Here is a 24,903-nt window from a genome sequence, read left to right on the forward strand (position 1 = left end):
GCGCCGGAGCGCACGGCGGCGACGGAGCCGGAGCCGGCGCCGGAGCGCACGGCGGCGACGGGAACGGGAACCGCCACGGGCACAGCGGCCTCCACCGCCGCTGCACCGACCCCCGCACCGTCATCGGATACCGCTGGCGAATCCCCACCGACATCAGCCAACCGTCCGGATTCAAGCCCACGCCCAGCTGCGGGGACCTCAGGTGACGACTCACCTCAACGGCGCCTGCAATCACTGACCTCCGCCGCAGCCCTGTTCTGCACCCACACACCCGTCGGCCGGGGCACACGGCACAGCTCTGCCCTCGACCTGCCCACCGCAGGTCAGCCGACCAACCGGACCATCCACACCCCCTCAGGCATCTACCTCGGCACCGCATCCCTGGCCGCCGCCCTCGAAGCCGCCATCGCCGCCGACCCCACCCTCGGAAAATCCGTCGAACGCGACCCACTCACCGACCGAGCCCTCACCTACCGCCCCGACGCCCTCACCGCCGCCGCCGTCCGACTACGCGACCGACACTGCCGCTTCCCCGGCTGCCGCCGACCCGCCGCACGCTGCCAACTCGACCACATAGTCGCCTTCGACCACTCCAACCCCCTCGGCGGCGGCTGGAGCACCCTGGGCAACCTCCAATGCCTCTGCGAGTACCACCACACCGTCAAAACCGCCGGCTACTGGAAAGCCACCATGCTCCCCGGCGGCGCGATCCTCTGGCGATCGACCTCCAACACCACCCGAATCACGCTGCCCACCAACGGAACCAGCGTCCCCATCCTCGGCAACGACCTCAGACCACACATCCCCACCCAACCCCGACGATCCGGCATCATCGCCTACCCCAACCCACCCGACACTGAGGAACCGACGTCGGAGCCCAACCCAGCACCGGCCGTGACGAACAACAGCGACCCTGACTTGCCGCCGTTTTGAACCGTCGTTCACTCAGACCGCTGCGGCCGACTCCAGCTACCCCCAGCTACTCGCGATGACGGAGGCCTGCAAAGCCGACCGCACTGCTGGACCGGCATACTCGAGATATGAACAATGCACGTGCGGCCCGGCGCCCGAAGGCGCTGACGTTGCACGGGCGTATACGAGTGTTGACGATGAGTGTGGCGGCCCTCGCAGTGGCTGTGAGCGCCCTTGCGATCTACCTGGTTGCAGAGCAGGCCCTGCGTTCGCAGATCATCGACCGCGTCAGCCGAAACAGCGACGCACTCATGGCCAGCGCAGCGTCGGGTGCTTCGCCCTATCTGTTCGGGTTCGCAACGGAGGGAACCTCGGCAAAAGTCGCGCTGGTATCGATCGGCGGAGCGTTGATGACCTCCTCGAACGGCACCGATCCCTTCACCAACTCCGACGGCGTTCTGGACGCCCCTGAGAAATCGGTAGTAGACGGCAGCGCGGATCGGTCGCTACGCGAGGTACGTGGCTACTACATCTCCGCCGAACGCACCGACTCCGGCGGCACCATCATGGTGGCCGAATCGCTCAGTGGAGCGTCGCGGTTGCTCGCCAAACTCACGCTGGCTCTCGTTCTCGTCGGGGGATTTCTCGTCGCGCTGGCCGGTGTCGCCGGTGCCGCCGTTGCCCGAACCGGGCTCAGACCTGTCCGACGCCTCCGTGCCGGCACCGAACGAGTTGCCAGAACCGGAGATTTCGAGCCGATCGACGTCAACGGTGACGACGAATTGGCGTCACTCGCCAACAGCTTCAACGAGATGTTGGCGTCCCTGTCTCGATCGCGAGCCAGGCAGGGACAGCTGATCGTGGACGCCGGCGCAGAACTGATGGAGCCCCTGACGGCGTTGCGCACGAACATCGACCTGCTGATGTCCCTCGATCTTCCGGACTCACCCGACATGCCCGAAGAACAGCAAAACCTCTTGCGCGTCGACGTCATCGCCCAGATGGACGTCATCATCGGATTGGTACACGACCTGGTCGACCAAGCCCGGGAACCGGCACCGACACCGGCACCGGCACCGGCACCGGCACCTCGGTGATGATTTTCGAGGCACAGCCAAGGACTTTCGGTTGCATCGGCTCAGGACGAGAGTCTGACACCGGTCAGCTCCTCTGACGCTTCCCACATTCGGCGTGCAGCGTCCGTGCTGCGCAGCGGCTTCCACAACTCGACCTGGGCGGGCGGCCCGCCGATCAACCGGCTGGGGCCGATGAACTGATCTCCTCGCGAGGCGTTCCCCACGGCTGCGATCACTCCTGGCTCCGCAGCACTGTCCACGGTGCCCGCAATGCCGACGCGGGCGAGCAGGCCGATCAGCCGACGGCCCGCAGAGTCTTTCGGACGGCCCAGACCTGGTTGGGCTGCCAGGAGATTCGTCGGCGAAATTCCGGGATGAGCGATGTTGCTGGTGATCCCCCATCCGCCGGCCCTGCTTCGGGCGTCGAGTTCGCGGGCGAACAACGCTACCGCGAGCTTCGACTGACCGTAGGCCTTCATGACGGCGTAGGAGCGCTCCCAGTTCAGGTCGTCCCAGTTGATGGCCCCCGATCGCGCCGCGATGCTCGTCTGATGAGTTACTCGAGCACTACCGGCCCGAAGTAGCGGCAGCAGACCGAGGGTGAGCGCGAAATGACCGAGGTGGTTGGTACCGAACTGCAGCTCGAAGTTGTCCTGGGTGACCTGACGCTCGGGTGGCTGCATGACCCCCGCGTTGTTGACGAGTACGTCGATCGCCCGGCCGTCCGAGACGAAATCGTTCACCAGCGCTGCAACGGAATTCAGTGACGACAGGTCCAACAACCTGGTGGTCACCTTCGCGCCCGGCACCGCGGACCGAATAGACTCGGCGACACGCTCGCCCTTGGCGGCAGAGCGCACCGGCATCACGACCTCGGCTCCGGAGCGCGCGAGCCGGGTCGCGATGACTGCACCGATCCCGTCGCTGGCTCCCGTGACGACCGCCAGCTTCCCGGTCTGATCGGGTATGGATAGATCTGCAATGCGGCCCATGTCAAGCTCCTCGGTTCCGGTGAGTTCGTGCGTACAGAACCCATGTTCGACGAACCTGCCGAGCTGATCCAGGACTTGCCGATCCACTGATAAGCGCGACTCCCGCAGGAGTCAGGACAGTAGCTGCGCACCGACGACCGACAGCAGTTCCAGCTTGGCGTAGCTCTCGCTGCCCGGAATTGCCGTGTACACCAGCAGGCGGTGTGCTTGCTCGGGGTCGAGAAGCGTCTGGCAGTGCAGATGCAGCATCCCTACCGTTGGGTGCAGGAAGCGTTTGGACTCGGGTGGATGAACGCCCACTTCGCGCTTGTCCCACAGGGCACGGAATTCCTCGCTGACCATCCGCAATTCGGCGGACAGGTGCGCCGCTTTCGAGTCCGGTCCGCGAAGGGTGACGATCTCACGGAGTCCCGAGGTATACACCCGAGAGAGCACAGCACGCTCTTCTGGCGGGTACGACAGTTGGGCTGCGGGGTCGGTGAACCAGCGATATCCCAAGCTCCGATCCAACCCGGAGCGCAACGATGCGTCGCCGGTCAGTGCCGCTCCCAACGGTGTTTGACGCAGCGTTTCACCGAGTTCGGACACGATCTCGGCAGGAGTGTCGTGCAGGCGATCCATGATGCGCAGCAAACCGGGGCTGATGTGGTCGCTCGACGCCCCACGGGGCGGAGGACTGTGGCCGGCGAGCCGAAACACATGATCTCGCTCGTGCAGCGACAGGTGCAGGCCCTGCGCGATCGAGGCGATCATCTGCGCTGACGGGGCAGGGCCGGATCCACGTTCGAGCCGCGCGTAGTAGTCGGTCGACATGTGGCACAGTTCGGCGACCTCTTCACGCCGAAGGCCCTGTGTCCGCCTCCGCTGCCCTCTGGGGAGGCCGACGTCCTCGGGTTGCAGCGACTCGCGTCGCTGCCGGAGAAACACTGCCATTTCCGAACGATCGATCACTGGGGACCTCCTCCCGACCGAACTCGGTTACTTCCGCCGCCATTGTGCCTTCTTGCTACTCGCTATTGTCGAACGATGAGCGCTCCATTGACGATCGTCACCGGCGGAAGTCGCGGGATCGGGGCTGCGGTCTCGCGACGGCTGGTGTCCGACGGCCACGATGTTGTGATCGGTTACCGCTCCGATGCTGCCACCGCGGAAGCAGTGGCAGAACAATTGTCTGCACCCGGGCGAACGGTGATTGCCGTGCGAGCCGACACCACCGACGAGCGAGCAGTGATCGACATGTTCGCCGCGGCGGCCCAGATCGGCACCGTCACCGGATTGGTCAACAACGCCGGTTCGGCACGCGCCGTCGGGATGTTGGTGGACAACGACATCGAGACCATCCGAGCGGACCTCGACGTCAACCTGGTCGGGGTGATCACCTGTTGCAAATATGCTGTCGCGGCGATGGCCGAATCGGGTGGTTCGATCGTCAACGTGTCCTCCGCTGCCGCAACCTTGGGCAGTCCCGGAATGTACGTGCACTACGCGGCAGCGAAGGCCGCGGTCGATACGTTGACGGTCGGATTGGCCAAAGAAGTTGCTGGGCAGAACATTCGTGTCAACGCAGTGGCCCCGGGAGTGATCGAGACCGATTTTCACCGCGATCGACAGCGGCCACAGAAGATGGCGTCGAGCATTCCCCTCGGCCGCCCCGGTGTTCCGGACGAGGTAGCCGGCGCGGTGTCGTGGCTACTGTCCGAGGATGCGCGCTACGCCACCGGAACCGTCGTCAGAGTGGCCGGAGGTATGTGAGCGACACGGTCACCGTTGCCGAGGTGCGATGCGATGCAACTCGACGTCTCTCAGGCTGCCGTCCTCGGCGACGCCCGTCATGTACGTGCAGAAGGGTTGTCGACGGCGATCCGTCGGGGATCCTGGGTTGATCAGCCGTAGCCCGTTGTCCGCGAACGTATCCCACGGTATGTGACTGTGACCGAACACGAGCACATCCGTCTCTGGGTATGCCGCCGCCATCCGTCGTTCTCGACCTGTCGCGGCACCGGTCTCGTGCACCACGGTGAACCGCACTCCGCCGAGAACGACGTCGGCACGTTCGGGCATCAGCGCCCGCAATTCGTCGCCGTCGTTGTTCCCCCAGCATGCAACCAAACGACGCGATCGCTGCGAGAGCGCCTCGAACGATGCGAGATCCACCCAGTCGCCCGCATGGATCACGACATCTGCATCGTCGACGGCCGCCCACACCTGGTCGGGTAGCGCACGAGCTCGCTTCGGGAGATGAGTGTCGGCAATCAGCAGTAGCTTCACGCCTTCGATTGTGCACCGCGAGAAACAGGGTTCGGTCAACGAAAGTCCCTCGACCTGGATATGACTCGGAGATCCATCAGCTGTAGATGGTCTGCCACCACCGTCACCGCCCCCTCGGCGTTCTGTACTTTGCCTCGAATCAACAACGCCGGAGCGGTGATCGCCAGCTTGCGGTACTTGGCCCACAATCCGACCGAGCACACGACGTTGACCATCCCTGTTTCGTCCTCGAGGTTGATGAACGTGACACCTCCGGCGGTGGCCGGCCGCTGGCGATGCGTCACCGCTCCGCCGACGAGAACCCGGTCGCCGTCGGGAACCTGCAGCAGCCGGTTCGCGGGAACCACACCGAGCGAATCGAGCCGATCTCGAAAGAACTGAGTGGGATAGGAGTTCGGTGAGACGCCGGTTGCCCACACGTCGGCCGACGCCAGATCGAGGTCTGTCATACCCGGCAGCGCAGGCGCTTTCGTCGATGCGCCGATGCCGGGGAGCAGACCAGGACGCTCCCCCGCCGCCGCGCCTGCAGCCCACAGCGCCTCTCGGCGAGTGATACCGAAGCATCCGAGTGCGCCGGCCGTGGCCAGTGCTTCCGCCTGTGCCACCGACAGTTCGACGCGACCCGTCAGATCCAGAAACGAGGCGTAGGGCCCGTGCGCATCTCGCGCGTCGACGATGTTCTGAGCCAGTGCCGTACCGATGAACTTCACATCGGCCAACCCCATGCGAATCTCGAGGCCGTTTCCCTCGAGATTCGCATGGCCGAGACTGGCGTTCACATCGGCACCGTGGACCAGCACACCGTGCCGCCTGGCATCGGCGACCAGGGATTGCGGCGAGTAGAAGCCCATCGGTTGGGCGCGTAGCAGCCCTGCGCAGAAGGCAGCCGGATGGTGCAACTTGAACCACGACGAGTAGAAGACCAGTGATGCGAAACTCTGCGAATGGCTTTCGGGAAAGCCGAAATTGGCGAACGCCGAGAGCTTTTCGTAGATGCGGTCCGCGGCCGCACCGGTGATGCCGTGGAGATCGCGCATCCCGTCGTAGAACCGGCCACGCAGCAGTTCCATCTTCTCCGGTGAGCGTTTCGATCCCATGGCACGGCGTAATTGGTCGGCGTCGGCGGCACTGAAACCGGCGACATCGATGGCCATCTGCATCAGCTGTTCCTGGAAGAGCGGCACTCCGAGAGTTCGATCGAGCGCCTTCTTCAACGACGGATGATCGAAGGTCACCGGTTCGAGTCCGTTGCGACGCTTGATGTACGGATGCACCGAACCGCCTTGGATCGGACCGGGACGAATCAGCGCGACTTCGACGACCAGATCGTAGAAGTTGCGCGGCTTGAGCCGCGGCAGAGTGGCCATCTGCGCGCGGGACTCCACCTGGAACACGCCCACCGAATCGGCTCGCTGAAGCATCTCGTACACCTGCGGCTCGGACAGGTCGATCGAGGCGAGGTCGATGTCGATGCCCTTGTGCTCGGCGATCAGATCCATCATGTAGTGCAACGCCGAGAGCATGCCGAGACCGAGCATGTCGAACTTCACCAAACCCACTGCGGCACAGTCGTCCTTGTCCCACTGCAGCACACTGCGATTCTCCATCGTCGCCCATTCCACCGGGCAGACGTCGGCGATCGGTCGATCACAGATCACCATGCCGCCGGAGTGGATACCGAGGTGACGTGGAAAGCCCTCGATCTGACGCGCAAGTTCGAGAACGGACTCGGGAATGCCGTCGCCTTCCTGATCACCGATTCCGGACCAGCGGGTGATCTGCTTGCTCCACGCGTCCTGTTGGCCCTGAGAGAAGCCGAGGGCCCGGGCCATGTCTCGCACCGACGACTTGCCGCGATAGGTGATGACATTGGCCACCTGAGCAGCATGGGTGCGGCCGTACTTGGCGTAGACGTGCTGGATCGCCTCTTCTCGTCGATCCGATTCGATGTCGATATCGATGTCGGGCGGTCCATCGCGTTCGGGTGCAAGGAACCGCTCGAACAGCAGCTTGTTGGCCACCGGGTCGACGTTGGTGATGCCGATGGCGTAGCAGACAGCAGAGTTCGCCGCCGAACCTCTTCCTTGACAGAGGATGTCGTGTGTCTTGCAGAAGTGAACGATGTCGTGGACCACCAGGAAGTAACCGGGGAACTCGAGCCGCCCGATGATGTCGAGTTCGTATTCGAGCTGCGAGTACGCCGCCGGGTTTGCCGACTGCGGGCCGTACCGGCGGGCCGCACCTTCGAGCGTGAGCCGCCGCAGATAACTGATCTCGGTATAGCCGTCGGGCACCTCGAACGGTGGCAGGCGCGGCGCGATCAACGTCAGATCGAACGAGCATTGGCGACCGAGTTCGACGGCACCGCGCACTGCACCCGGGTAGTGCTCGAACAGTTCGGCCATCTCCGCGCCGGACCGAAGATGTGCGCCGCCCGTCGGTGCCAGCCAACCGGCGGCCTCGTCCAAGCTGCTCCGCGCACGCACCGCAGCCATTGCCATGGCCAATCTTCTGCTGCGCGGACTGGCGTAGTGCGCGGCCGTGGTGGCGATCATCGGAAGGCTGTACTTGCGTGCCAGGGTCGCCAGCGCGTCGTTGCGCTCGTCGTCGTCCGCGATGCCGTGACGGGTGAGTTCGACGGTGACGCAATCGGGTCCGAATCGGTCGACGAGAGAGCGCAGCGCAGCCTCGGCTGCCTCCGGACCCCCGCGCGAGAGTGCCTGCCGAACATGTCCCTTCCGACAACCGGTGAGAATCTGCCAGTGCCCGCCCGCTGCATCGGTGAGTTCGTCGATGTCGTACTGCGGCTTACCTTTGACCCCACCGGCCAGGTGCGCGGCCGCGATCCGACGTGAGAGCCGTCGATACCCTTCCTGACCGCGAGCAAGCACCAGGAGGTGAGTGCCGTCGGGATCGGTCGCCCCGGCCCTGGATCGATCGGTGTCGAGAGAGAGTTCGGCACCGAACACGGTTCCGATACCGAGGGCTCGGGCCGCCTCGGCGAAACGCACCACCCCGTAGAAGCCGTCGTGATCGGTGATGGCAATGGATTCGAGGCCCAGGCGTACCGCTTCCTCGACCATCTCCTCGGGCTGCGAGGCACCGTCGAGAAAGCTGAACGCCGAGTGCGCATGCAATTCTGCGTACGGCGTCACCGACTGCACAGGCTTGTCGACGGAGCGGTCGTAGACGTCCCTCTTTCGTGACCAGGCCGGGCTGTCGCCGCCGTCGCCCTGGGCTACCGGTTTGGGACGTCCGGACAGGACGCGTTCCATCTCCGACCAGGTGGGTGGTCCGTCGTTCCATCCCATCGAGCCCTCCCCACACCGTATCGTCGCTACCGTTTGCCGACATCAGTTCATCGAACACTTGTTCTAATGAAAACACGAGGGTCCGACATCGATCAACTACAGTCGAGTCGCCACATATCCCTTTCACAGAGCCGGAGCACCGTCGTGACCCGTTGGGCCTCGTTCGTCGTATCGCACAAACGATGGGTGCTCGCAGTCGTCGTCGCCATCGTTGCTGTCGGTGGTGCAGTGGGATTGAGCGTGTTCTCCAAGCTGAGCGAGGGCGGCTACGCCGACGCCGGCAGCGAATCGTCCGAGGTGGCACGGTTGGTGCAGGGCATCGGCCAACCGACCCCGGACATCGTCGCGATCTACACCGCGCCCGAGGGCGAGTCGATCGACGACATCGGGCCACAGGTACAGGCGACACTCGACGAGTTCAGTAGTCGGTACACCCTCGGCAACGTCAGTTCCTACTGGACCGCAGACCCGGTCAGCAAAGAGTTTCTGGTCTCGAAAGACCGAACCAAAGCACTGGCGACGGTCTCCCTCGGAGCGAACTCGGGGGTCACGTTCAACACGTTCGGCGAACTCCCTCCCCAACTCGCCGTGCCCGGTATCGAGTCGCAATTCGCCGGTGCGTCGGTGGTGGGAGTCTCGCTCAGCGAAACCCTCGAACGTGACCTGGTCCGTTCCGAGATCATCGCCGTCCCCATCACTTTGCTGCTACTGGTCTTCATCTTCGGGGGCGTGATCGCCGCAGCGGTCCCGGTGTTCGTCGGCATTCTGAGTGTGCTCAGCTCCCTGGCAATCCTGCGTCTGCTGACCGAGTTCACCGATGTCAACTCGTTCTCGATCAACGTCGCATCGTTGCTGGGACTCGGCCTGGCGATCGACTACGGACTGTTCATCGTCAGCCGCTTCCGCGAGGAGCTACGCAGCGGGTCGACGCCCATCGACGCGACTGTCCGGACCGTGGCCACTGCAGGAAAAACCGTCGTCTTCTCGGGGCTGTTGTTGGTCTGCGCATTCGCGGGCATGCTCGTCTTCCCACAGGCGGTGATCAGATCTCTCGGTTTCGGAGCCATGGCCGCGGTGGCGAGCGCTGCCGTCCTGTCACTGACCGCGGTTCCCGCACTGCTCGCGATTCTCGGTACTCGCATCAACTCGTGGACATGGTCACGCTCGGCGTCCGATCGCAGCGATGCACGCGCACAGAAGTTCTGGGGTGGGGTCGTCACCCGCGTGATGAAGCACCCGGGGATCGTCGCTACCGTCATCGTCGCCGGCCTGCTGATCGTCGCCTCCCCGATCCTGAAGATCTCGCTCGGAGAGGTCGACTACACCGCGCTACCGAAGGACAACCCAGCGCGCATGGCGTTCGAGACCCTCGGCACCGACTTCGAGTCGACCGGCGAGGGTGCCAGTGTGGTTCTGCGCGGCCTGGACGGCGTCAAGCCCCAGGGCGCACCCATTGCAACACTCACTTCCGCTGTGGAATCCACCCCCGGTATCGCCCGCGCCGAATTCGTCGGCTCCAAAGACGACTTCGTGACGTTGCAGGCGTCCTACGGTGAACCATCCGGAGGTCTGAGCGAGGCCGAATCCCAATCCGACGCAGTGGCTGCACTGCGCTCGATCACGCCGCCGGACGGCACCGAGATTCTCGTCGGCGGTTCACGCGCCAACATCGACGACGGCAACGCAGCAATCGCGAAATGGCTACCGGTGATGATCGCGATCATGGTCGTCTCGACGCTGGTACTGCTGTTCCTCGCGTTCGGTTCGGTCGTACTGCCGATCAAAGCAGTACTGATGGCCGGCCTGAGCTTGGCCGCCACTTTCGGCGCACTGACCTGGGTGTTCCAGGACGGCCACGGAGCAAGCCTGCTCGGAGTGACGCCCGGTCCGCTGGAATCGACGTTCGTCGTACTCATTCTCGCCGTTATCTTCGGCTTGTCCACCGATTACGAAGTGTTCCTGATGTCGCGCATGGTCGAGGCTCGCTCGGCAGGTGCCACCACAGAGGAAGCCGTGGTCTTCGGCGCGCAACGCACCGGACGTATCGTGACTGCAGCGGCATTGATTCTGATCGTCGTGACCGGGGCCTTCACCATCTCGGGTCTGTCGATCATGAAGTTCCTCGGCGTCGGAGTGATTCTGGCCCTGATCATCGACGCCACCATCATCCGCATGCTGCTGGTCCCGTCCCTGGTCAAACTCATGGGCGAGGCCAATTGGTGGGCACCTGTATGGATGAAGAAAGTGCACGAAAAAGCAGGTATCGGGCACTAGCCCCGGAACTTACTTCGGAGTAAGGTCGGCTCGCATGGCGAACTTTATCGTAACCGGCGGTACCGGGTTTCTCGGGAAGAACGTCCTGCCCCGGTTGCTCGAGCGCGATGCGAGCACCATGATCCATGTCCTGGTGCGCTCACAGTCGGTGGCCCGCCTCGAACGGCTGGCGAACGAACTCGACGGCGGCGATCGCATTCACCCCCTGATCGGCGACCTCACCGAGCCCGAGCTAGGACTGACGGAGCTCCCGTCCGACATAGACCACATCCTCCACCTCGGTGCCATCTACGACCTGACCGCGGGTGACGAGCAAACACCGACCAACGTCGCCGGCACCGCCTCGGTGATCGACCTTGCCGAGAAGACCGGTGCCCGCCTGCATCACATCTCGTCGATCGCCGTTGCGGGTGACCATCGAGGAACGTTCTCCGAGAACGATTTCGACCTCGGACAGGGATTTCCGACGGCCTATCACCGCACCAAATTCGAGTCCGAGAAACTGGTCCGTGACAGCACCGCCGACTGGCGTGTCTACCGACCCGCCGCGATCATCGGACACTCCGAGACCGGGGCCATCGACAAGATCGACGGCCCGTACTACTTCTTTCCGTTCTTCGCCGAACTGGCAAAGCTGCCCTCGCTCCTCCCGATCACGGTCCCGAAGATGGGCGCTACCAACCTCGTCCCGGTGGACTACGTGGCCGACGCCATCGTCGAACTCGTTCATCGAGACACTGCCCCCCACAGCGTGTTCCATCTGGTGAACCCGACTCCACAGTCGATGGCCGAGGTGTACTCCGCATTCTCGTCGGCAGCCGGTTCTCGCGCGAAGATCGTCGACGTGCCCGGTGCACTGGTTGCTCCGGTCGTCTCCCCCAAGTCCAAGGCCCTACTGAAGCAACGCAACGCCGCTCTTCGCGATGTCGGCGTGCCTCCGGTCATGCTCGAGCACCTGACCCTGCCCACCGTATTCGAGTCGGCCGCGACCCAGAAAGCGTTGCAGGGCAGCTCGATCACACCACCTCCACTGCGCACGTATGCCGATCGCGTGTGGACGTACTGGCGGGAGAATTTCGATCCCAAGCGCAACCGCAGGAACGACCCGCGCGGGCCACTGTTCGGCCGTCACATCATCGTCACCGGCGGCTCCTCCGGCATCGGCCGAGCCAGTGCCGAGGCGGCCGCACGCAAGGGCGCTGTGGTCATTCTCCTCGCACGCGGTCAGGATCAATTGAACGACGTGGTCGAGTCGATTCGTGAATCCGGAGGCACCGCATACGGTTACCCGTGCGACGTGACCGACAGCGAGTCGGTGGACCACACCGTGAAAGCCGTGCTGAGCGAACACGGTCACGTCGACATGCTGGTGAACAGCGCAGGCCGATCCATCCGCCGCTCGCTCTATCGGTCCACCGATCGGTTGCACGATTACGAGCGCACCATGGCCGTCAACTACTTCGGGGCCATCAGATTGGTGCTGGCGCTGTTGCCGCACATGCGCGAACGCAGCTTCGGGCACGTTGTCAACATCTCCAGCGCTGCGGTACTGGGACATCCTCCTCGCTTCTCCGCCTACGTGGCAAGCAAGGCCGCGCTGGACGGGTTCACCGATGTTGCTGCTGCAGAGACACTCTCGGACGGAATTACCTACACGACCATTCACATGCCCCTGGTGGACACACCGATGATCACCCCGACGGGTGACAAGAATGTCGGCCCGGTGTTCTCACCGGAGAAGGCCGCAGCGATGGTGATGCGCGCGCTGAGCGACAAGCCGAAGCGCATCGACACGCCGCTGGGAACACTCGGTCAGTTCGGAGCCATTTTCAGCCCGAAGGGCAAAGACCGAACGATGCATCAGCACTACCGAAAGTTTGCCGAATCCGCTGCTGCCAAGGGCGAGGTGTCGGTGCCCGCCGAGAACGGCAAGGTGCCCTATCGAGTCCGTCCGTACGACCCGAAGACACCGAGTGCACGCATCGGCAAAGTGATCCGCCGCGTCGGCAGATTGGTACCCGGCACCAGTTGGTGACGTGTGGTCACTGATTGCGGGCGCTCAGGGTTTGCCGACCCCGGCCCAGGTACCGCCAGTGTCCCAACGTCCACCCGCGACCGCGATCCCGTATGTGGTCGCAAACAGTGGACACTCACGGCAGTGGTTCCTACGCAGCACCCCCGCTATGGGGCTATTGCAGTCCACAGGGTCCAGCGATCGCGTTCGATCAACTCAGCCGGGTCCAGGCAACCGCGCAGATACTCGACCAACTCGGAGAGTTCGCTGTCGGATAATTCGTGCAGGATCGAACGTCCGATCCTGCCGGTTATCTCTCCCAGATACTGCTCGCGATCTCCGTAGCGGCGACGAGTTTCCCAGAGTGTTTGCGTTGCAACGTCGGCGAATCCTGTGCGAGTGAGCGCAGCCCGTACGTCGTCGACGTGATGGCGTCGCCGATGCTCGATTTCCGCCAGTCGGGGAAAGGCGTCGAAGAAAAAACCGCGGGGGTTGGACGAGGAGCCTGCGAGTGTCGCGTCCTCGCTCGTCCGGTCCTGAACGATCACAGTGCCGCCCGGCCGCAGCAGCCGAAACGCCTCGGCAGCGACACCGGATACGTCGGGCAGATGGTGGACGAGAGCGCGAGCGAACACGGCGTCTGCTCGACCGTCGGGCAGGCCGGTGAGCTCGGCGGGCGCAACCTCGAAAGAGATGCCCTCGGGTGAGTTCCGCCGAGCGGACTCCAGGATCGGTTCGCTCGAATCGATCGCCGTCACCTGTGCTCCCAGCGAATGCCATGCACGCGAATAGGTACCACCACCACATCCGAGATCGACGACGTGCGCGCCGACCGGATCGACGATACCGGTGACAGCAGCAAACCAGGAGGAGTCGGCCTCACGGCCGGAATAGGTGTCGCCGTTGGATGGATCTGCGAAATCGATGGGCATGCAGTCAAGTACATCGAGTACGTCTACCGGCCACCACCATTTAGTGTGGGACTACATGCTCGCCCTTCACCTCAGAGCCGCCGACCTGGCGGATACGTCGCTGACCGTCTCGCCGCTGTTCGAGACGGTCCTGAGCCTGCGCGCGTGGACCTCCCCTGAGCGGCATCATCTGCACGAACCCTGGCGCCGACGCGTCCGGCCGGCATGGCAGGGCTGTGACATCGAGATGCTGACTGCGTTGGTCTCTCCCGACGGGCGGATCCCGGATTTTCTCGCCCCTAGACCGCCCACCGAATCGCTTGCCTTCGCCGACGAGATCGCCGTTGTCGGAGCCACACCGGCAGCGGAGATGCGACGCGATGTCGCCGCTGCCTTCTCCACGGAGATTCCTGCGGTCCTCATCGGCCCGGCCCGCACCGTGCGCACTCGTGTCGTTCAGGCGCTCTCTCGCTATTGGGCAACGTGTCTCGAACCCGACTGGGGCCGCATTCGAGCGGTACTCGACGGCGACGTGGACTACCGAGCACAGCAGCTCTCGCATTTCGGGGCGCGAAAGATGTTCGAGCACCTCGATTCTCGAGTTCGATGGGACGACGGCGTCCTGTGGGTCGATCGGCTGGAGGATCAGGTGTGGGTCGATGTCGACGGACGCGGACTTCCGCTGATTCCGTCTGTCTTCGTCCACGGCGCGATCACCCAGACCAGCCCGAATCGCGATCCGTCCCTGGTGTATCCGGCCCGTGGGCGAGGCGCAGTGTGGAACAGCGCACACACAACCCCCAGCCTCGCGCTGAGAAATCTTCTCGGTCCCCAACGCGCAACGATTCTCACCGTGCTGGACGTGCCGTCCACCACCGTCGAACTTGCGACCGCGCTTGGCGTCTCCCCCAGTGCGGCCAGTCAGCATCTTCGCGTTCTGCGGGAGGGAGCGGTGGTGCGGCGCGTCAGACAGGGACGGTCGGTGCTGTACGTACGCACGTCCCTCGGGGACGAGTTGGTCGGACTGCAGCGGTAGAGCCGGCAGGTACCGGGGACTCAGCGCTGCAGAGCTCTCCCCCAGACTCGCAGGAATCCCTGAGTCAGGTACGCGAACGAGCCGATGGCCAGCACCCATTTGGTGGTACTGACCACAGTGGTGGCGCGAACGACGGTGTCGGTGATCCGTTCTCGGTTGTCCAGCAGCACCAGTCCGACGATGTTCTCGATGTAGTCGCCTGCCGCGGAGGCAATGGGCGCGACGGCCAGTGCCGTCGTGACCGTAGGGCTCAGTGGCGTGGTGGCGGCCAGGCTCCGTGCGCCCGCACGTAATGCGATGGCATAGATCGCGGGATGGACGAAGTCGGGAAGGTAGTGGCTGCGGAACCGGGCGGTCTCGGCGTCGTCCATGCTCGCGAGGATCTGACGGTAGCGCTGCGCGGACCAGGCCGTCTGCACCGCAAGCACATTCGGTGCCGCGCGGCCGAGCAGCCGGGCAATGTTGGCCTGCGAGACGACGAACAGTGCCGACCAGCCGAGCATTCTGCGATCGAGCGCGCTCAGTGACATGCCTGAAGACACTAGTGGGTCAGGAACGGAAGAACTATGGTCTCGAATGCCGAATATCCGTCGCGATGGATGCTGTGCCCGGTACGAAATGTCTCTACCCGGCAGGTCGAAATCTCGGCGACCATCGCGTCGAGCCGATGCGGATCGACCATTCCGCCGGGACCGCCACGGAGCACCAATGTCGGGGCAGTGATGTCTGCCAACGACTTCCACCACTGCGGATTGGCCCGACGGAACTGTTCGAGGGCACTGGCCGTCATCGAGCGGTCGAATGCGAGGACCGCTCGGGGATGAAGAACAACGCTGGTCGCGGCGTGCCAGAGTTCGGTGACCGATGGCATCCTGCCGGTCAGTGTCGGCGGTGCGTCCCCCGGCCGGATCGGTATCGGAAGTTCTTCGAGCACCAGACGGCGAACGAGCGTCGGGCGGCGCTGCGCGACGAGTGAGACTGCATATCCGCCCAGGGAATGCCCGACGAGATCGACCTCGGTGAGCCCGAGGTGGTCGACGAGCCCGAGCAGATCGCCTCCGAAGGAGTCGAACTCGTAGGTTGGCGTGTGAGCGCTCTTACCGTGCCCGCGCAAATCGACGGTGATCACGCGGCGGCCGTGTGCGGTCAGTGCTCGGGCGAACCTGGCCCAGGTACCGCTGTCTCCGCCCATGCCGTGCACCAGCATCACCGGCACCTGCGTCGCACTCGGGTGTTCCAGCGGGGCGAACGAGTGATAGGCGATGTCGACGCCATCGAGGTCGACTGTCTCCGACATCATCTGCATTCCCCCGACGGTAGCGGTGCCGCTATTCGTAGATTCCCTCCACCCGCCATCGCCCCTCGTCGAACACCAGCAGCAACGCCCTTTCATCGTCGAGCACCACCTGGGCACGCGCCGTCGGACCCGTCGACGCATGGCCGCTGTCCCACCACCGCTCGTCCACCGGCCACGGACCGCCCAGGCCTGTCAGCTCCCATTCCTTGGTTCCCCAGCGCAGTCGCGACGGTGACGCGTCGAAGACACCGCGGTCGGTGACGCCGACTCCCGTACCCGCCCGATTCAGCAACGACACCGTCGGGCGGGTTTCTATCACTGCCGCCGGAGCAGGCTCGGGTAACCGTCCCGGCCAGGGGTGGGATGGATCGGACATCGGCACCAATTCGTCGCCGAGCGGACGCAGGGTGATCCGCTCGGCCGGCCCGCGTCCACCGCTGAGAACACCGCCCAGCACCGATTCGCCACCGAGTAGACCCTGAACGCGTACCAACGCCCGACGCGCCCTCTCGTCGTCGTCGCCCACACTGCCCCACAGCCCCAGCTGCAGCTCTCCCGCTGCCACCACTTCGATCGGTTCGAGCCGCAGAACGGTGATCGCGGATGTCGGCTTGTTCTCGCTGCGTCCGGTGATCCAGCCGTCGAGTTGCCACCGCACACGATCGGCTGTTCCCTCCGGCGTCAACGGCTCGGCGCAGCGCCAGATCCGCGAGAGATTCTCACCGTTCCCGGTGCTGGCATGCACCAGCAGACGAGTACACGCAACGGCAGCGGCGGCGAGCTTGGTGTGCAACTGATCGGCCAACCCGCGCCCGGCGAATGCAGCGGCGTCGACTCGATCGATCGGCGGATCGCACAGATACTCCACATCGAGGTCGGGCGGTAGAGCCCGAGCCGACGGCGGACGTTCGGGCTCGCCTCGGGCACTGCGATGCGCCAACACCGCGTCGGTACCGAAGCGCGACGCCACATCCCCCGGGGACAGCGCAGCAAAATCGCCGATGGTTCGTAAACCCAAGCGCCGCAACAGGTCCACCAGATCACCGCGGTCGGCAGCGGACATGCTCGGCTCGGCCGAGAGTTCTGCCACCGGCAACGGCGCGAGAAAGCCTGCACCACCACCGCGCGGCACCACCTGCGCATACCGCGCGGCGACGACCGCAGTGGACAACTCGTCGGCGATACCGATCTGACATTCCACACCGGCCGCCGACGCTTGGTCGATCAACCGTTCCGCGGCCCGATGCTCGGTACCGAAATACCGGCCGACACCGCGGGCAGCGAGCACCAACAAACCCGGCCGCAACACTTCGACTCCCGGTGCGATGGCTGCGACGGCGGAGACCACGGGCTCGAACAGTCGTGCATCACGATCGGTATCGGCGAGAGCGACATGCACATCCGGGCACCGTGCCTGCGCTTCACGACGGCGTAGGCCACGCTTGATACCCGACGCGCGGGCCGTCGCCGAGCACGCGATCACTCGATTGGCCGAGGTGACGACCACCGGATGCGTCGCGGGAAGATCGGCCTGAGCAGCTGCTGCGACGGCAGGCCAATCGGGACACCACAGTGCTAGGACACGGCTGGAAGAGACGGCACTCATGTCGAGACCGCGATCGACAGTGGATTCTGCTCGTGCGGTTCTGCATGCCATTCGATGCGGCCGTTCTCCGCGCGCAGGTCGAGTCGAACAGTGCGGGGGCGCATCGCCTTGCCGCGAGCACACACCGACAGTCGGACGCCGCGTAGCCGGCCGCGCCCCAGCTCCCGGCCCGTCCCGAGGCCGTCGTAACCGTGCACCGATGCGTCGAGTCGTAGTTCTGCTCCGTCCCAGTGACCATCGGTCGCCAGCAGCGTCGAACCCTTGCTGCGCGCCCTGGCCACCACGGCTCTGGCGCGAGTGGGCGATACCGACAGACCACCGAGACCGAGAACGACGAGATCGACGCCATCGAGCAGAATTGCCGCCACCTCCACCGGGTCGGGACCCGGATCGGGAATCAGTGCCAGCTTGCTCAGCTGTGCGCCCATCTCCACCGCGGCAAGAAGTCCGAAACGGGGCTGACCGACGACGGCGACATGCCCACCGGCACCGGTCACCGCGGCCACCAAACCGATCAGAAGCGAGCCGGCACCGGATACCGAGGCCACCGTTCCACGCACCAGTCCGCCGTGCGGCAGCACATCGATCAGCGCGGACGGCACCGGAAGAACGGGCCGCTGACGGACCGCACTCACCGACGATGTCGACGGCTCGGAATCTTCGAGGTCGGAACGGATGGGAACGGGGTCGGAATTCTCGATGCGCACCGACGCCGTTTCACCACGGGAAGGCACGGCGGCCATCCGACTACGCAGCAACGCCACGCGCTCCGGGAGCGACAACCCGTCGAGCGCATCCGGCGAAACAGCAGACACGGATGCGGTTGCACCGGATACAGACATGTCACTCCCCTTCACGGCGTAAGAAATCGAGCCGAAACATTCGGTGTTCGTCGAACGCGGGAAGTGGCGTATTCGAACACAGTTTCGATCTGCACCCAGTAAAGCCGCTCGGACGGCAACTCGTCAAGGTGATGCCGTCGGCCCTGGTGGAGGCCTCCGATTCACGGCTGCGGGCACACCCCGCCATCGTCAACTAACCTATGGGCGTGACCGATCAGCAGCGTGTTCGACGGGGTGTCGGGCCCGACTACCTCCTGGCCGGCAGATACCGCCTTGCCGGCAAACTCGGCGGCGGCGGCATGGGCGCAGTATGGCTCGCCACCGACACACTTCTGCACCGCGAGGTGGCCGTCAAGCAAGTCACGTCCACCACCGCACTGAGCCCACAGCAGGCCGTCGAGGTACGCAACCGTGCCATGCGTGAGGGTCGCATCGCTGCCCGACTCTCCAGCCCCCACGCCATCGCGATGCACGACGTCGCTCTCGTCGACGGTGAACCGTGGCTGGTCATGGAGTACCTGTCCTCACGCAGTCTCGCGCAGGCGCTGGGCATCACCGATTCGCTACCGCCGTTCGAGGTCGCCCAGATCGGGGCGCAGATCGCCGATGCGCTGACCGAGGCGCACGAGGCAGGAATCGTGCACCGCGACATCAAGCCGGGCAACATCCTGATCGCCGATCGCGGTAAGGATCTGGGCATCGTCAAGATCAGCGATTTCGGTATCTCTCGCGCCAAGGGAGACATCGAAGAATCCGACGACAGCGTGATCACCGGAACGCCGGCATATTTCGCACCCGAGGTCGCACGCGGACAGGATCCCACCGCAGCCAGCGACGTGTTCTCCCTCGGTGCAACGCTGTACACCGCCATGGAAGGCAGGCCGCCGTTCGACATCGATCACGATTCGATCGCACTGCTGCACCGAGTTGCCAAGGGGCAGATCATCGCTCCCACCCGCAGCCGGGACCTCACGGGCCCACTGCTGCACATGCTCGAACCCGATCCGGCCCGGCGTCCCACCATGGCGCAGGCCCGCGACGAGATCATCCTGGCCGCGATCAGCAAGCGCGGCACCATAGCTCAACTCCGGGGCGCACCCCTGACCTCTGAGGACGGAGTGGTTCCGGCATGGGCGAGGCGATCGACACCGGTCTCCGAATCTCGCCGTCCGTCGAGAGAATTCGGCAGCACCGTCGCAGGTCTGCCCGCCGTACAACCCGGTACGAGCCCTGCCAATCCGGTTCCGTCGACCTACTCGCCGCCACCGTTCGACCTACCCAGGAAGAGGAAGAACCCGGTCGAGGATGTGCTGATGCGTATCGAGGACGCCGTCGGCGACCGTACGTCGATTCCGTCGACCGTCATCCTCGCGGGACTCGTACTCGCCGTCGTGATCGTTGCGATTCTGGTGATCACCCTGCTGTAGTGACCCCGGCGTTCGTCGCCTCGCGGTTCAGCCCAGAACCGGCATCACCAGTGTCGTCAGGGCACCATCGACCGCGGAGCGCACCAGCATCGGGTGATCCGGTGCAGCAATATCGAGCATCAGGTCCGGTCCGACAGCCGATGCGACGGCTGCCTGCAGAACGGCCGCGTCGAAGAAGACCGTCGTCTCCGATCCGGTCACCCGTGCGGGTACCGCAACACCATCGACAGACATGCCGTTCGGGCCTGCATCGATCCGAAGGATGCCGCCACCGAGCGGAACGACATCTCGATGCAGCACAACCCTTGTCACGGTCGGAGCCAAACCGTCGATCATCGCGCGCCAGTCGGGAAACTCGCCGTCGACGCGGCTCACCGAATGTTCGACGCCATCGCAGTCGAGCACCATCGCATCGTCGGTTGCTTTCAGCACCAGATCGCCCGAAGGTGATACAGCCCCGAGGGAATCGGCTCGAGCAATTCTCGACCAGAAGACACCGGGCGAGCACTGCGCGACGAGACTGCGCGTGGACAGTCGATACCTATCCGTCGCGGTCAGCGTGACGACGCCTCCGTCGACCTCGACCAGTACGCCACGCAGCACCGGGAAGTCGTCGGTGGTCCCGGCTGCCGACGCGACCTGACGGACGGCCGCTGTGAACTCTGCAGCAGATACTGTTGCCGTGCAGTACTTTTCGTCGAACAACCGGCGGATCGACACCGCAGCCTCGGCTGCTGCCCGGGCATGCGCGGCCAGCTGTTCGACGTGTCGATCGACGATCTCGACCGCTGTCGCTCCGTCGCCGGCGAGTGTGGCGGCCACCTTGTCGAGCGGCATCCCGATCTCGCGCAGTTGTCGGATGATGTTCGCCCGCTTCAGTTGGGCTCTTGTGTAGTAGCGATAACCGGACTTGGCGTCGATGGAGGCGGGGACGAGCAGGGCGCAGTCGTCGTAGAACCGCAGAGCGCTGGGGGTCAGCCCGCTCGAGCGAGCGAACACACCGATGGTCAGGAATTCTTCGGCCGAATCAGTCATGGTGAAATCCTGAGGCTTCGGGTTGGTCGAAGGTCAAGAGTGACACTGGCCCCTAGTCGATCCGACGCTTGTGTGCCCATCGGGTGAGCGCGTTCCGGTTGGACTGCTGGGTCTTTCGGAGAACGTTCGACGCGTGCGTCTCGACGGTCTTGACCGAGATGAACAGATCCTCAGCGATCTCGCGATAGGTGTAGCCGCGGGCCAGCAACCGCAACACCTCCAGTTCACGGGGCGTGAGCGAATCCAGTTCCGGATCCAGCGGCGGCTCGGGAACGGCACTGCGACCGGTGAACGAATCGAGGACGAACCCGGCCAGACGCGGACTGAACACCGCGTCTCCCCCGGCGACGCGGCGAACACCGTCGGCGAGTTCCGCACCGGAAATCGTCTTGGTGACATAGCCCCTCGCCCCTGCGCGGATGACGGCGATGACGTCCTCGGCGGCATCGGACACGCTCAAGGCAAGGCAGACAGGGCCTTCGGAGATCCGGTTCAGCACGGCCACCCCACCCCCGTCGGGCATATGCACGTCGAGCAACACCACATCGGGCTTCGTCGAGTCGATTCCCGATACCGCTTCGGCGACGCCGCCCGCTTCCCCGACCACCTCGATGTCCGCTTCGCGGCCGAGTTCGGCTCGCACGCCCGAGCGGAACACCGCGTGATCGTCGACCAGGAAAACGCGGAAGGGGTCGGTCACGTCGGCTGCTCCTGCTGGTTGGATTCGGACTGTTCGGAAGACTCGGTGGTGACGGTGTTTCCGTTGCGTGGCATGAAAATTCGTATTTCGGTGCCTTTGCCGACGGTCGACCGTACCTGCACCGTGCCACCGCGGCGTTCGATGCGTCCCCGGACCGACTTCGCCAGGCCCTGTCGATCCTCGGGTACCTCGGATTCGTCGAATCCGGTTCCGCGATCGCGGACGAAGATACTGACCTGTTCCGCTTCGGTTTCGGCGAACAGGTCGATATTGGTCTCACCGGAGTGCTTCGCCGCATTGACCAGCGCCTCTCGCGTGGCTCCCAGCAGCGCCGTGAAGCTTTCCCTCGACATCCCCGATTCCGCGTCGTCGGGCAGCAGGTGCACGTCGCCGACGGTGATGGGCCGGACGGTCACGCCGTGTTGATCCTCGATCTCGCCCGAGATGGTCTTGAGCGCGTCGGCCAAACTGGAGTTGTCGGTATCGCCGCCGTCGAACAGCCATTTACGTAGTTCTCGCTCCTGCCCGCGCGCCAATCGCATGACCTCCTGCGGCCGGTCGGACTGTTTCTGGATCAGGGCCAGCGTCTGCAGCACCGAATCGTGCAGGTGCGAGGCGATTTCCTCACGTTCGTCGTTACGAATACGCGCAGACCGCTCGGCACCGAGCGCACGCCACATCCGCAACCAGATGGGAACCGTCAACAAGCCGACGCCGATGAGGGTGACCACCACCGCCAGCAACGACGAACGCAATGCGGCCAGATCCACGCGCGCGAGTACCACCACCCCCAAACCGAGGACGATCAACGTTGCTCCGCCGACAACCCTCGCCCAGCTCAAGACGGTCGGACGCTTGGGCAGCCCCAGAGCCGTACGCGGCCCCTCGGAGTCGAACTCGCGCCACACCAGGGCGGCACCGACGACTACGACGATGACGGGCACGATGACCGATGCAGCGGTACCACTGAGCAGCCATGCCAGTCCCACTGCAAGGCCGAGGCCGATGGCCGCGAGTCCGAGCGCTCGCTGGCGTTCGGCGGCACTCGGGTGCGCGGTGTCCTCGCCCGCGGGCGTGAACATCCAGATCAAGCCGTATGCGGCGATGCCGGCACCGGCGGACGCGGCAAGCAGTGCGAATGCCACTCGAATTTTGAACACGTCGAGGCCGAGATGGTCGGCGAGCCCACCTGCGACGCCGCCGACGATGCGTCCGCCGCCGCGGCGTCGAAAGGGGGCAGGCGCGGAGCCTGCAGGAGCGCCCGAAGGTACAGGCGCGGAGCCTGCAGGAGCGCCCGAAAGAGCAGGAGCGGGGGGTGTCGAGGTGACATAGGTGGCCGGGGCGTCGCCGGCTGTGGGTGGTGTGGTGCGGGCGGCGTCAACGGGTGGATTGTCGACAGGGTGCACGCCTTCGATCCTGGCACGGATGTGGTGGTTGTCGCATCAGGGTTCGCCCTGATGTTTCGCGAGTCCGTCGAGGTGGGCCCGATGTCGCGGTTCAAGATGATGTCGGGGTTCAAGATCAGGGGTATCCCTGATGTGTTTCGTGCTCGTAGCGGCCACGATTGTTGTCATGAGCAACGTGACCGTCTCGGATCAACTTCAGCAGATGTGGCGCACCCGTCCGCACCGCTTGCCGCAACGCGGGCATGTGGCGGGCGTTGCAGCCGGTATCGGCTATCGCTACGACGTCGACCCCGTTCTGATTCGGATCGCGTTCGTCGTCTCCACTTTGTTCGGCGGTACCGGAATCGTGCTGTATCTCGCCGCGTGGCTGGTGCTCAACCGCGCCGGTGACACGGCGTCGGGCGCGGAGTCACTGGTCGGTCGTGGCAACAGCTCCGACTCGACGACCAAGACGGTGGTTGTGGCGGTGGCGTTGCTCATTGCGCTGTCGACCATCGGCCCGGTAGGCGTCGGACTCGGCGGTTCGGGGCTGATTTCTCTGGTGGCGATGCTCGGTGGATTGTGGCTGCTGCACCAACGTTGCCCGGAGCCGCCGCCGTACATGCGGACGGCAGAGTTCTCCCGAAACCGCTACGCACCCAAGCCTTTCGGTCCGACCGGCACCTCGGCCGAGCAATGGACGGCCGCGCAGTATCGGCCGCCGCAGTTTCAGCACGAGCGCTACACCCCGTACACGACTCTGCCGAAGAGCTATGTTCCGACACCGAAGCCCGACGAACACACCGGCACCGGAGATTCCGCCGACGCGCAGACCGTCAACCTGAGCAAATCGACCGCATCCGCCGAGAAGCCGAGCGAAATACCCTCCGTGACTCCCCCGTCGTGGGACCCGCTCGGTGTGGCACCGTTCGCCTGGGATCTTCCCGAACCGGCAGGCACATTTCTTCCTGCGGCGATCGAACGGCAGCGCCGGTCACGATGGACGGCAAGCTTTCTCGGCTTGGCGTTACTCGCTGCCGCCGTCACTGCGACGATCGGAGCCGCAAGCGGCGGAGACTGGGCCACCGCCGGCCGCGTCGGAGCAGTCGCTCTGGCAGTGATCGCGGTGGGTCTCGTCCTGGGCGCGTTCTTGCGCAAGGGCTACGGGTTGCTGGTGGTCGCCGCACCCCTGGCCGGATTCGTCGTCCTGGCGTCGGCGGTCGGGCCGATGGACTTGGACAACAGCACGTCGGGAACCCAACGCGTCGCCCCGCTCACCGTTGCCGACCTCGATTCGTCGTACAGCGTCGGCTTCGGTGAGTTGGATCTCGACCTCACGGGGCTCGACCTCATCGAAGACCGACGCGTCGACATCGATGTGGCGTTCGGTCAGGCCGTCGTGACGGTGCCCGATTCGATGAACGTGACCGTGGAGTGCGAGGCCTTTTCAGGTTCATGCCCCACCGATACCCGGTTCGGCCCGGGAACGGGCACCGACACCCCGACATTGACGATCGTGGGCGATCTGACCGTCGGCGAACTGAAGGTGAACCCGTGAAGAAGAACAAGACCGACCGCATCGGCCACGACGACACCGACAGCGATTCCGACACCGGCGAGCACAACTCGAGCCGACGCGGCCCCTCGGCACTACTGCTTCTCGCCGGACTGGTCTTCCTGGTCGTCTCGGTCGCGGCCATCATCGGCCGGGACGCGATCACTGCCCTGGCAGACGTCCAGTTTCGTTGGCTGTTCGTGATCGCTGCGGTGGTCGTCGGAGTCGCGCTTCTATTGGGCCCCAGCAGAAAGAGCTGAGA

Annotated in this window: 21 protein-coding genes; 9 read left to right on the forward strand and 12 right to left on the reverse strand. The window is 64.7% G+C overall.

All coding sequences use genetic code 11. The features are described 5' to 3' along the window. Both RHODMAR_RS27075 and RHODMAR_RS19900 read left to right on the forward strand, forming a co-directional pair. A partial coding sequence (locus tag RHODMAR_RS27075; RefSeq protein WP_008718082.1) for an HNH endonuclease signature motif containing protein occupies positions 1-933 on the forward strand: 933 nt, incomplete at its 5' end. Between the two features lie 107 nt (positions 934-1,040). Next, positions 1,041-2,009 carry a HAMP domain-containing protein gene (locus RHODMAR_RS19900; RefSeq protein ID WP_008718083.1) on the forward strand — a complete coding sequence of 323 codons (969 nt, stop codon included), beginning with the start codon at positions 1,041-1,043 and terminating at the stop codon, positions 2,007-2,009. A 41-nt stretch (positions 2,010-2,050) separates the two neighbouring features. Here the strand turns inward: RHODMAR_RS19900 and RHODMAR_RS19905 are convergent, their stop codons facing one another. Together RHODMAR_RS19905 and RHODMAR_RS19910 are read right to left on the reverse strand one after the other, a co-directional pair. After that, positions 2,051-2,980 carry an SDR family oxidoreductase gene (locus RHODMAR_RS19905; RefSeq protein WP_008718085.1) on the reverse strand — a complete coding sequence of 310 codons (930 nt, stop codon included), beginning with the start codon at positions 2,978-2,980 and terminating at the stop codon, positions 2,051-2,053. A 111-nt stretch (positions 2,981-3,091) separates the two neighbouring features. Beyond that, positions 3,092-3,931, reverse strand: a complete 840-nt coding sequence (locus RHODMAR_RS19910) for a helix-turn-helix transcriptional regulator (protein WP_008718088.1) — start codon at positions 3,929-3,931, stop codon at positions 3,092-3,094. 75 nt (positions 3,932-4,006) lie between these two features. Between RHODMAR_RS19910 and RHODMAR_RS19915 the strand changes: the two genes are divergently transcribed. Continuing rightward, entirely contained in the window at positions 4,007-4,732 is a 726-nt protein-coding gene (locus tag RHODMAR_RS19915; RefSeq protein ID WP_042939946.1) for an SDR family NAD(P)-dependent oxidoreductase, read from the forward strand. Between the two features lie 9 nt (positions 4,733-4,741). On the opposite strand, the gene RHODMAR_RS19920 is transcribed toward RHODMAR_RS19915, so the two are convergent. Both RHODMAR_RS19920 and RHODMAR_RS19925 read right to left on the reverse strand, forming a co-directional pair. Further along, complete coding sequence (locus RHODMAR_RS19920; protein WP_008718092.1) at positions 4,742-5,248, reverse strand: metallophosphoesterase family protein; 507 nt, start codon at positions 5,246-5,248, stop codon at positions 4,742-4,744. Positions 5,249-5,283: 35 nt separating this feature from the next. Further along, a complete protein-coding gene (locus RHODMAR_RS19925; protein ID WP_008718095.1) occupies positions 5,284-8,559 on the reverse strand; it encodes an error-prone DNA polymerase in 3,276 nt (1,091 codons plus the stop codon). Between the two features lie 144 nt (positions 8,560-8,703). On the opposite strand from RHODMAR_RS19925, the gene RHODMAR_RS19930 reads away from it, so the two are divergent. After that, positions 8,704-10,833, forward strand: coding sequence for an MMPL family transporter (locus RHODMAR_RS19930; RefSeq protein ID WP_008718096.1), 2,130 nt, complete (start codon positions 8,704-8,706; stop codon positions 10,831-10,833). Between the two features lie 34 nt (positions 10,834-10,867). After that, positions 10,868-12,868, forward strand: a complete 2,001-nt coding sequence (locus RHODMAR_RS19935; protein ID WP_008718099.1) for an SDR family oxidoreductase — start codon at positions 10,868-10,870, stop codon at positions 12,866-12,868. A 146-nt stretch (positions 12,869-13,014) separates the two neighbouring features. Here RHODMAR_RS19935 and RHODMAR_RS19940 read toward each other — a convergent pair whose 3' ends face one another. Beyond that, on the reverse strand, positions 13,015-13,779 hold the full coding sequence (locus tag RHODMAR_RS19940) for a class I SAM-dependent methyltransferase (RefSeq protein ID WP_008718101.1): 765 nt from the start codon (positions 13,777-13,779) through the stop codon (positions 13,015-13,017). A 55-nt stretch (positions 13,780-13,834) separates the two neighbouring features. On the opposite strand from RHODMAR_RS19940, the gene RHODMAR_RS19945 reads away from it, so the two are divergent. After that, entirely contained in the window at positions 13,835-14,794 is a 960-nt protein-coding gene (locus RHODMAR_RS19945; RefSeq protein WP_042939954.1) for an ArsR/SmtB family transcription factor, read from the forward strand. 20 nt (positions 14,795-14,814) lie between these two features. Here the strand turns inward: RHODMAR_RS19945 and RHODMAR_RS19950 are convergent, their stop codons facing one another. From RHODMAR_RS19950 to RHODMAR_RS19965, 4 genes are read right to left on the reverse strand one after another with little or no spacing between them, the layout of a single operon-like run. Then, on the reverse strand, positions 14,815-15,324 hold the full coding sequence (locus RHODMAR_RS19950) for a hypothetical protein (RefSeq protein ID WP_008718107.1): 510 nt from the start codon (positions 15,322-15,324) through the stop codon (positions 14,815-14,817). Positions 15,325-15,335: 11 nt separating this feature from the next. Next, complete coding sequence (locus tag RHODMAR_RS19955) at positions 15,336-16,100, reverse strand: alpha/beta fold hydrolase (RefSeq protein WP_042939947.1); 765 nt, start codon at positions 16,098-16,100, stop codon at positions 15,336-15,338. 22 nt (positions 16,101-16,122) lie between these two features. Then, positions 16,123-17,697 carry a DNA polymerase Y family protein gene (locus tag RHODMAR_RS19960; protein ID WP_008718110.1) on the reverse strand — a complete coding sequence of 525 codons (1,575 nt, stop codon included), beginning with the start codon at positions 17,695-17,697 and terminating at the stop codon, positions 16,123-16,125. Then, positions 17,694-18,539, reverse strand: a complete 846-nt coding sequence (locus RHODMAR_RS19965) for a hypothetical protein (RefSeq protein ID WP_008718112.1) — start codon at positions 18,537-18,539, stop codon at positions 17,694-17,696. The genes RHODMAR_RS19960 and RHODMAR_RS19965 overlap by 4 nt, the downstream gene beginning before the upstream one ends. A gap of 200 nt (positions 18,540-18,739) precedes the next feature. On the opposite strand from RHODMAR_RS19965, the gene RHODMAR_RS19970 reads away from it, so the two are divergent. Beyond that, positions 18,740-19,966: a serine/threonine-protein kinase gene (locus RHODMAR_RS19970; RefSeq protein ID WP_008718114.1), complete on the forward strand. Its 1,227-nt coding sequence runs from the start codon at positions 18,740-18,742 to the stop codon at positions 19,964-19,966. 27 nt (positions 19,967-19,993) lie between these two features. Here the strand turns inward: RHODMAR_RS19970 and RHODMAR_RS19975 are convergent, their stop codons facing one another. From RHODMAR_RS19975 to RHODMAR_RS19985, 3 genes are read right to left on the reverse strand one after another with little or no spacing between them, the layout of a single operon-like run. Beyond that, positions 19,994-21,001, reverse strand: coding sequence for a DNA polymerase III subunit beta family protein (locus RHODMAR_RS19975; protein ID WP_008718117.1), 1,008 nt, complete (start codon positions 20,999-21,001; stop codon positions 19,994-19,996). 52 nt (positions 21,002-21,053) lie between these two features. Beyond that, a complete protein-coding gene (locus tag RHODMAR_RS19980) occupies positions 21,054-21,701 on the reverse strand; it encodes a response regulator (protein ID WP_008718120.1) in 648 nt (215 codons plus the stop codon). Then, positions 21,698-23,107 (reverse strand): sensor histidine kinase, encoded by a 1,410-nt coding sequence (locus RHODMAR_RS19985; RefSeq protein WP_008718122.1) that lies wholly within the window; start codon positions 23,105-23,107, stop codon positions 21,698-21,700. Before RHODMAR_RS19985 ends, RHODMAR_RS19980 begins: the two co-directional genes overlap by 4 nt. Before the next feature lie 166 nt (positions 23,108-23,273). Here RHODMAR_RS19985 and RHODMAR_RS19990 point away from each other — a divergent pair, with 166 nt between their 5' ends. Together RHODMAR_RS19990 and RHODMAR_RS19995 are read left to right on the forward strand one after the other, a co-directional pair. Next, positions 23,274-24,644, forward strand: a complete 1,371-nt coding sequence (locus tag RHODMAR_RS19990; protein ID WP_042939949.1) for a PspC domain-containing protein — start codon at positions 23,274-23,276, stop codon at positions 24,642-24,644. Further along, on the forward strand, positions 24,641-24,901 hold the full coding sequence (locus RHODMAR_RS19995) for a hypothetical protein (RefSeq protein ID WP_442970079.1): 261 nt from the start codon (positions 24,641-24,643) through the stop codon (positions 24,899-24,901). Before RHODMAR_RS19990 ends, RHODMAR_RS19995 begins: the two co-directional genes overlap by 4 nt. Positions 24,902-24,903: the final 2 nt, after the last annotated feature.

Source organism: Rhodococcus sp. AW25M09, from assembly GCF_000333955.1.
In the GTDB taxonomy this organism is placed as follows: Bacteria; Actinomycetota; Actinomycetes; order Mycobacteriales; family Mycobacteriaceae; genus Rhodococcoides.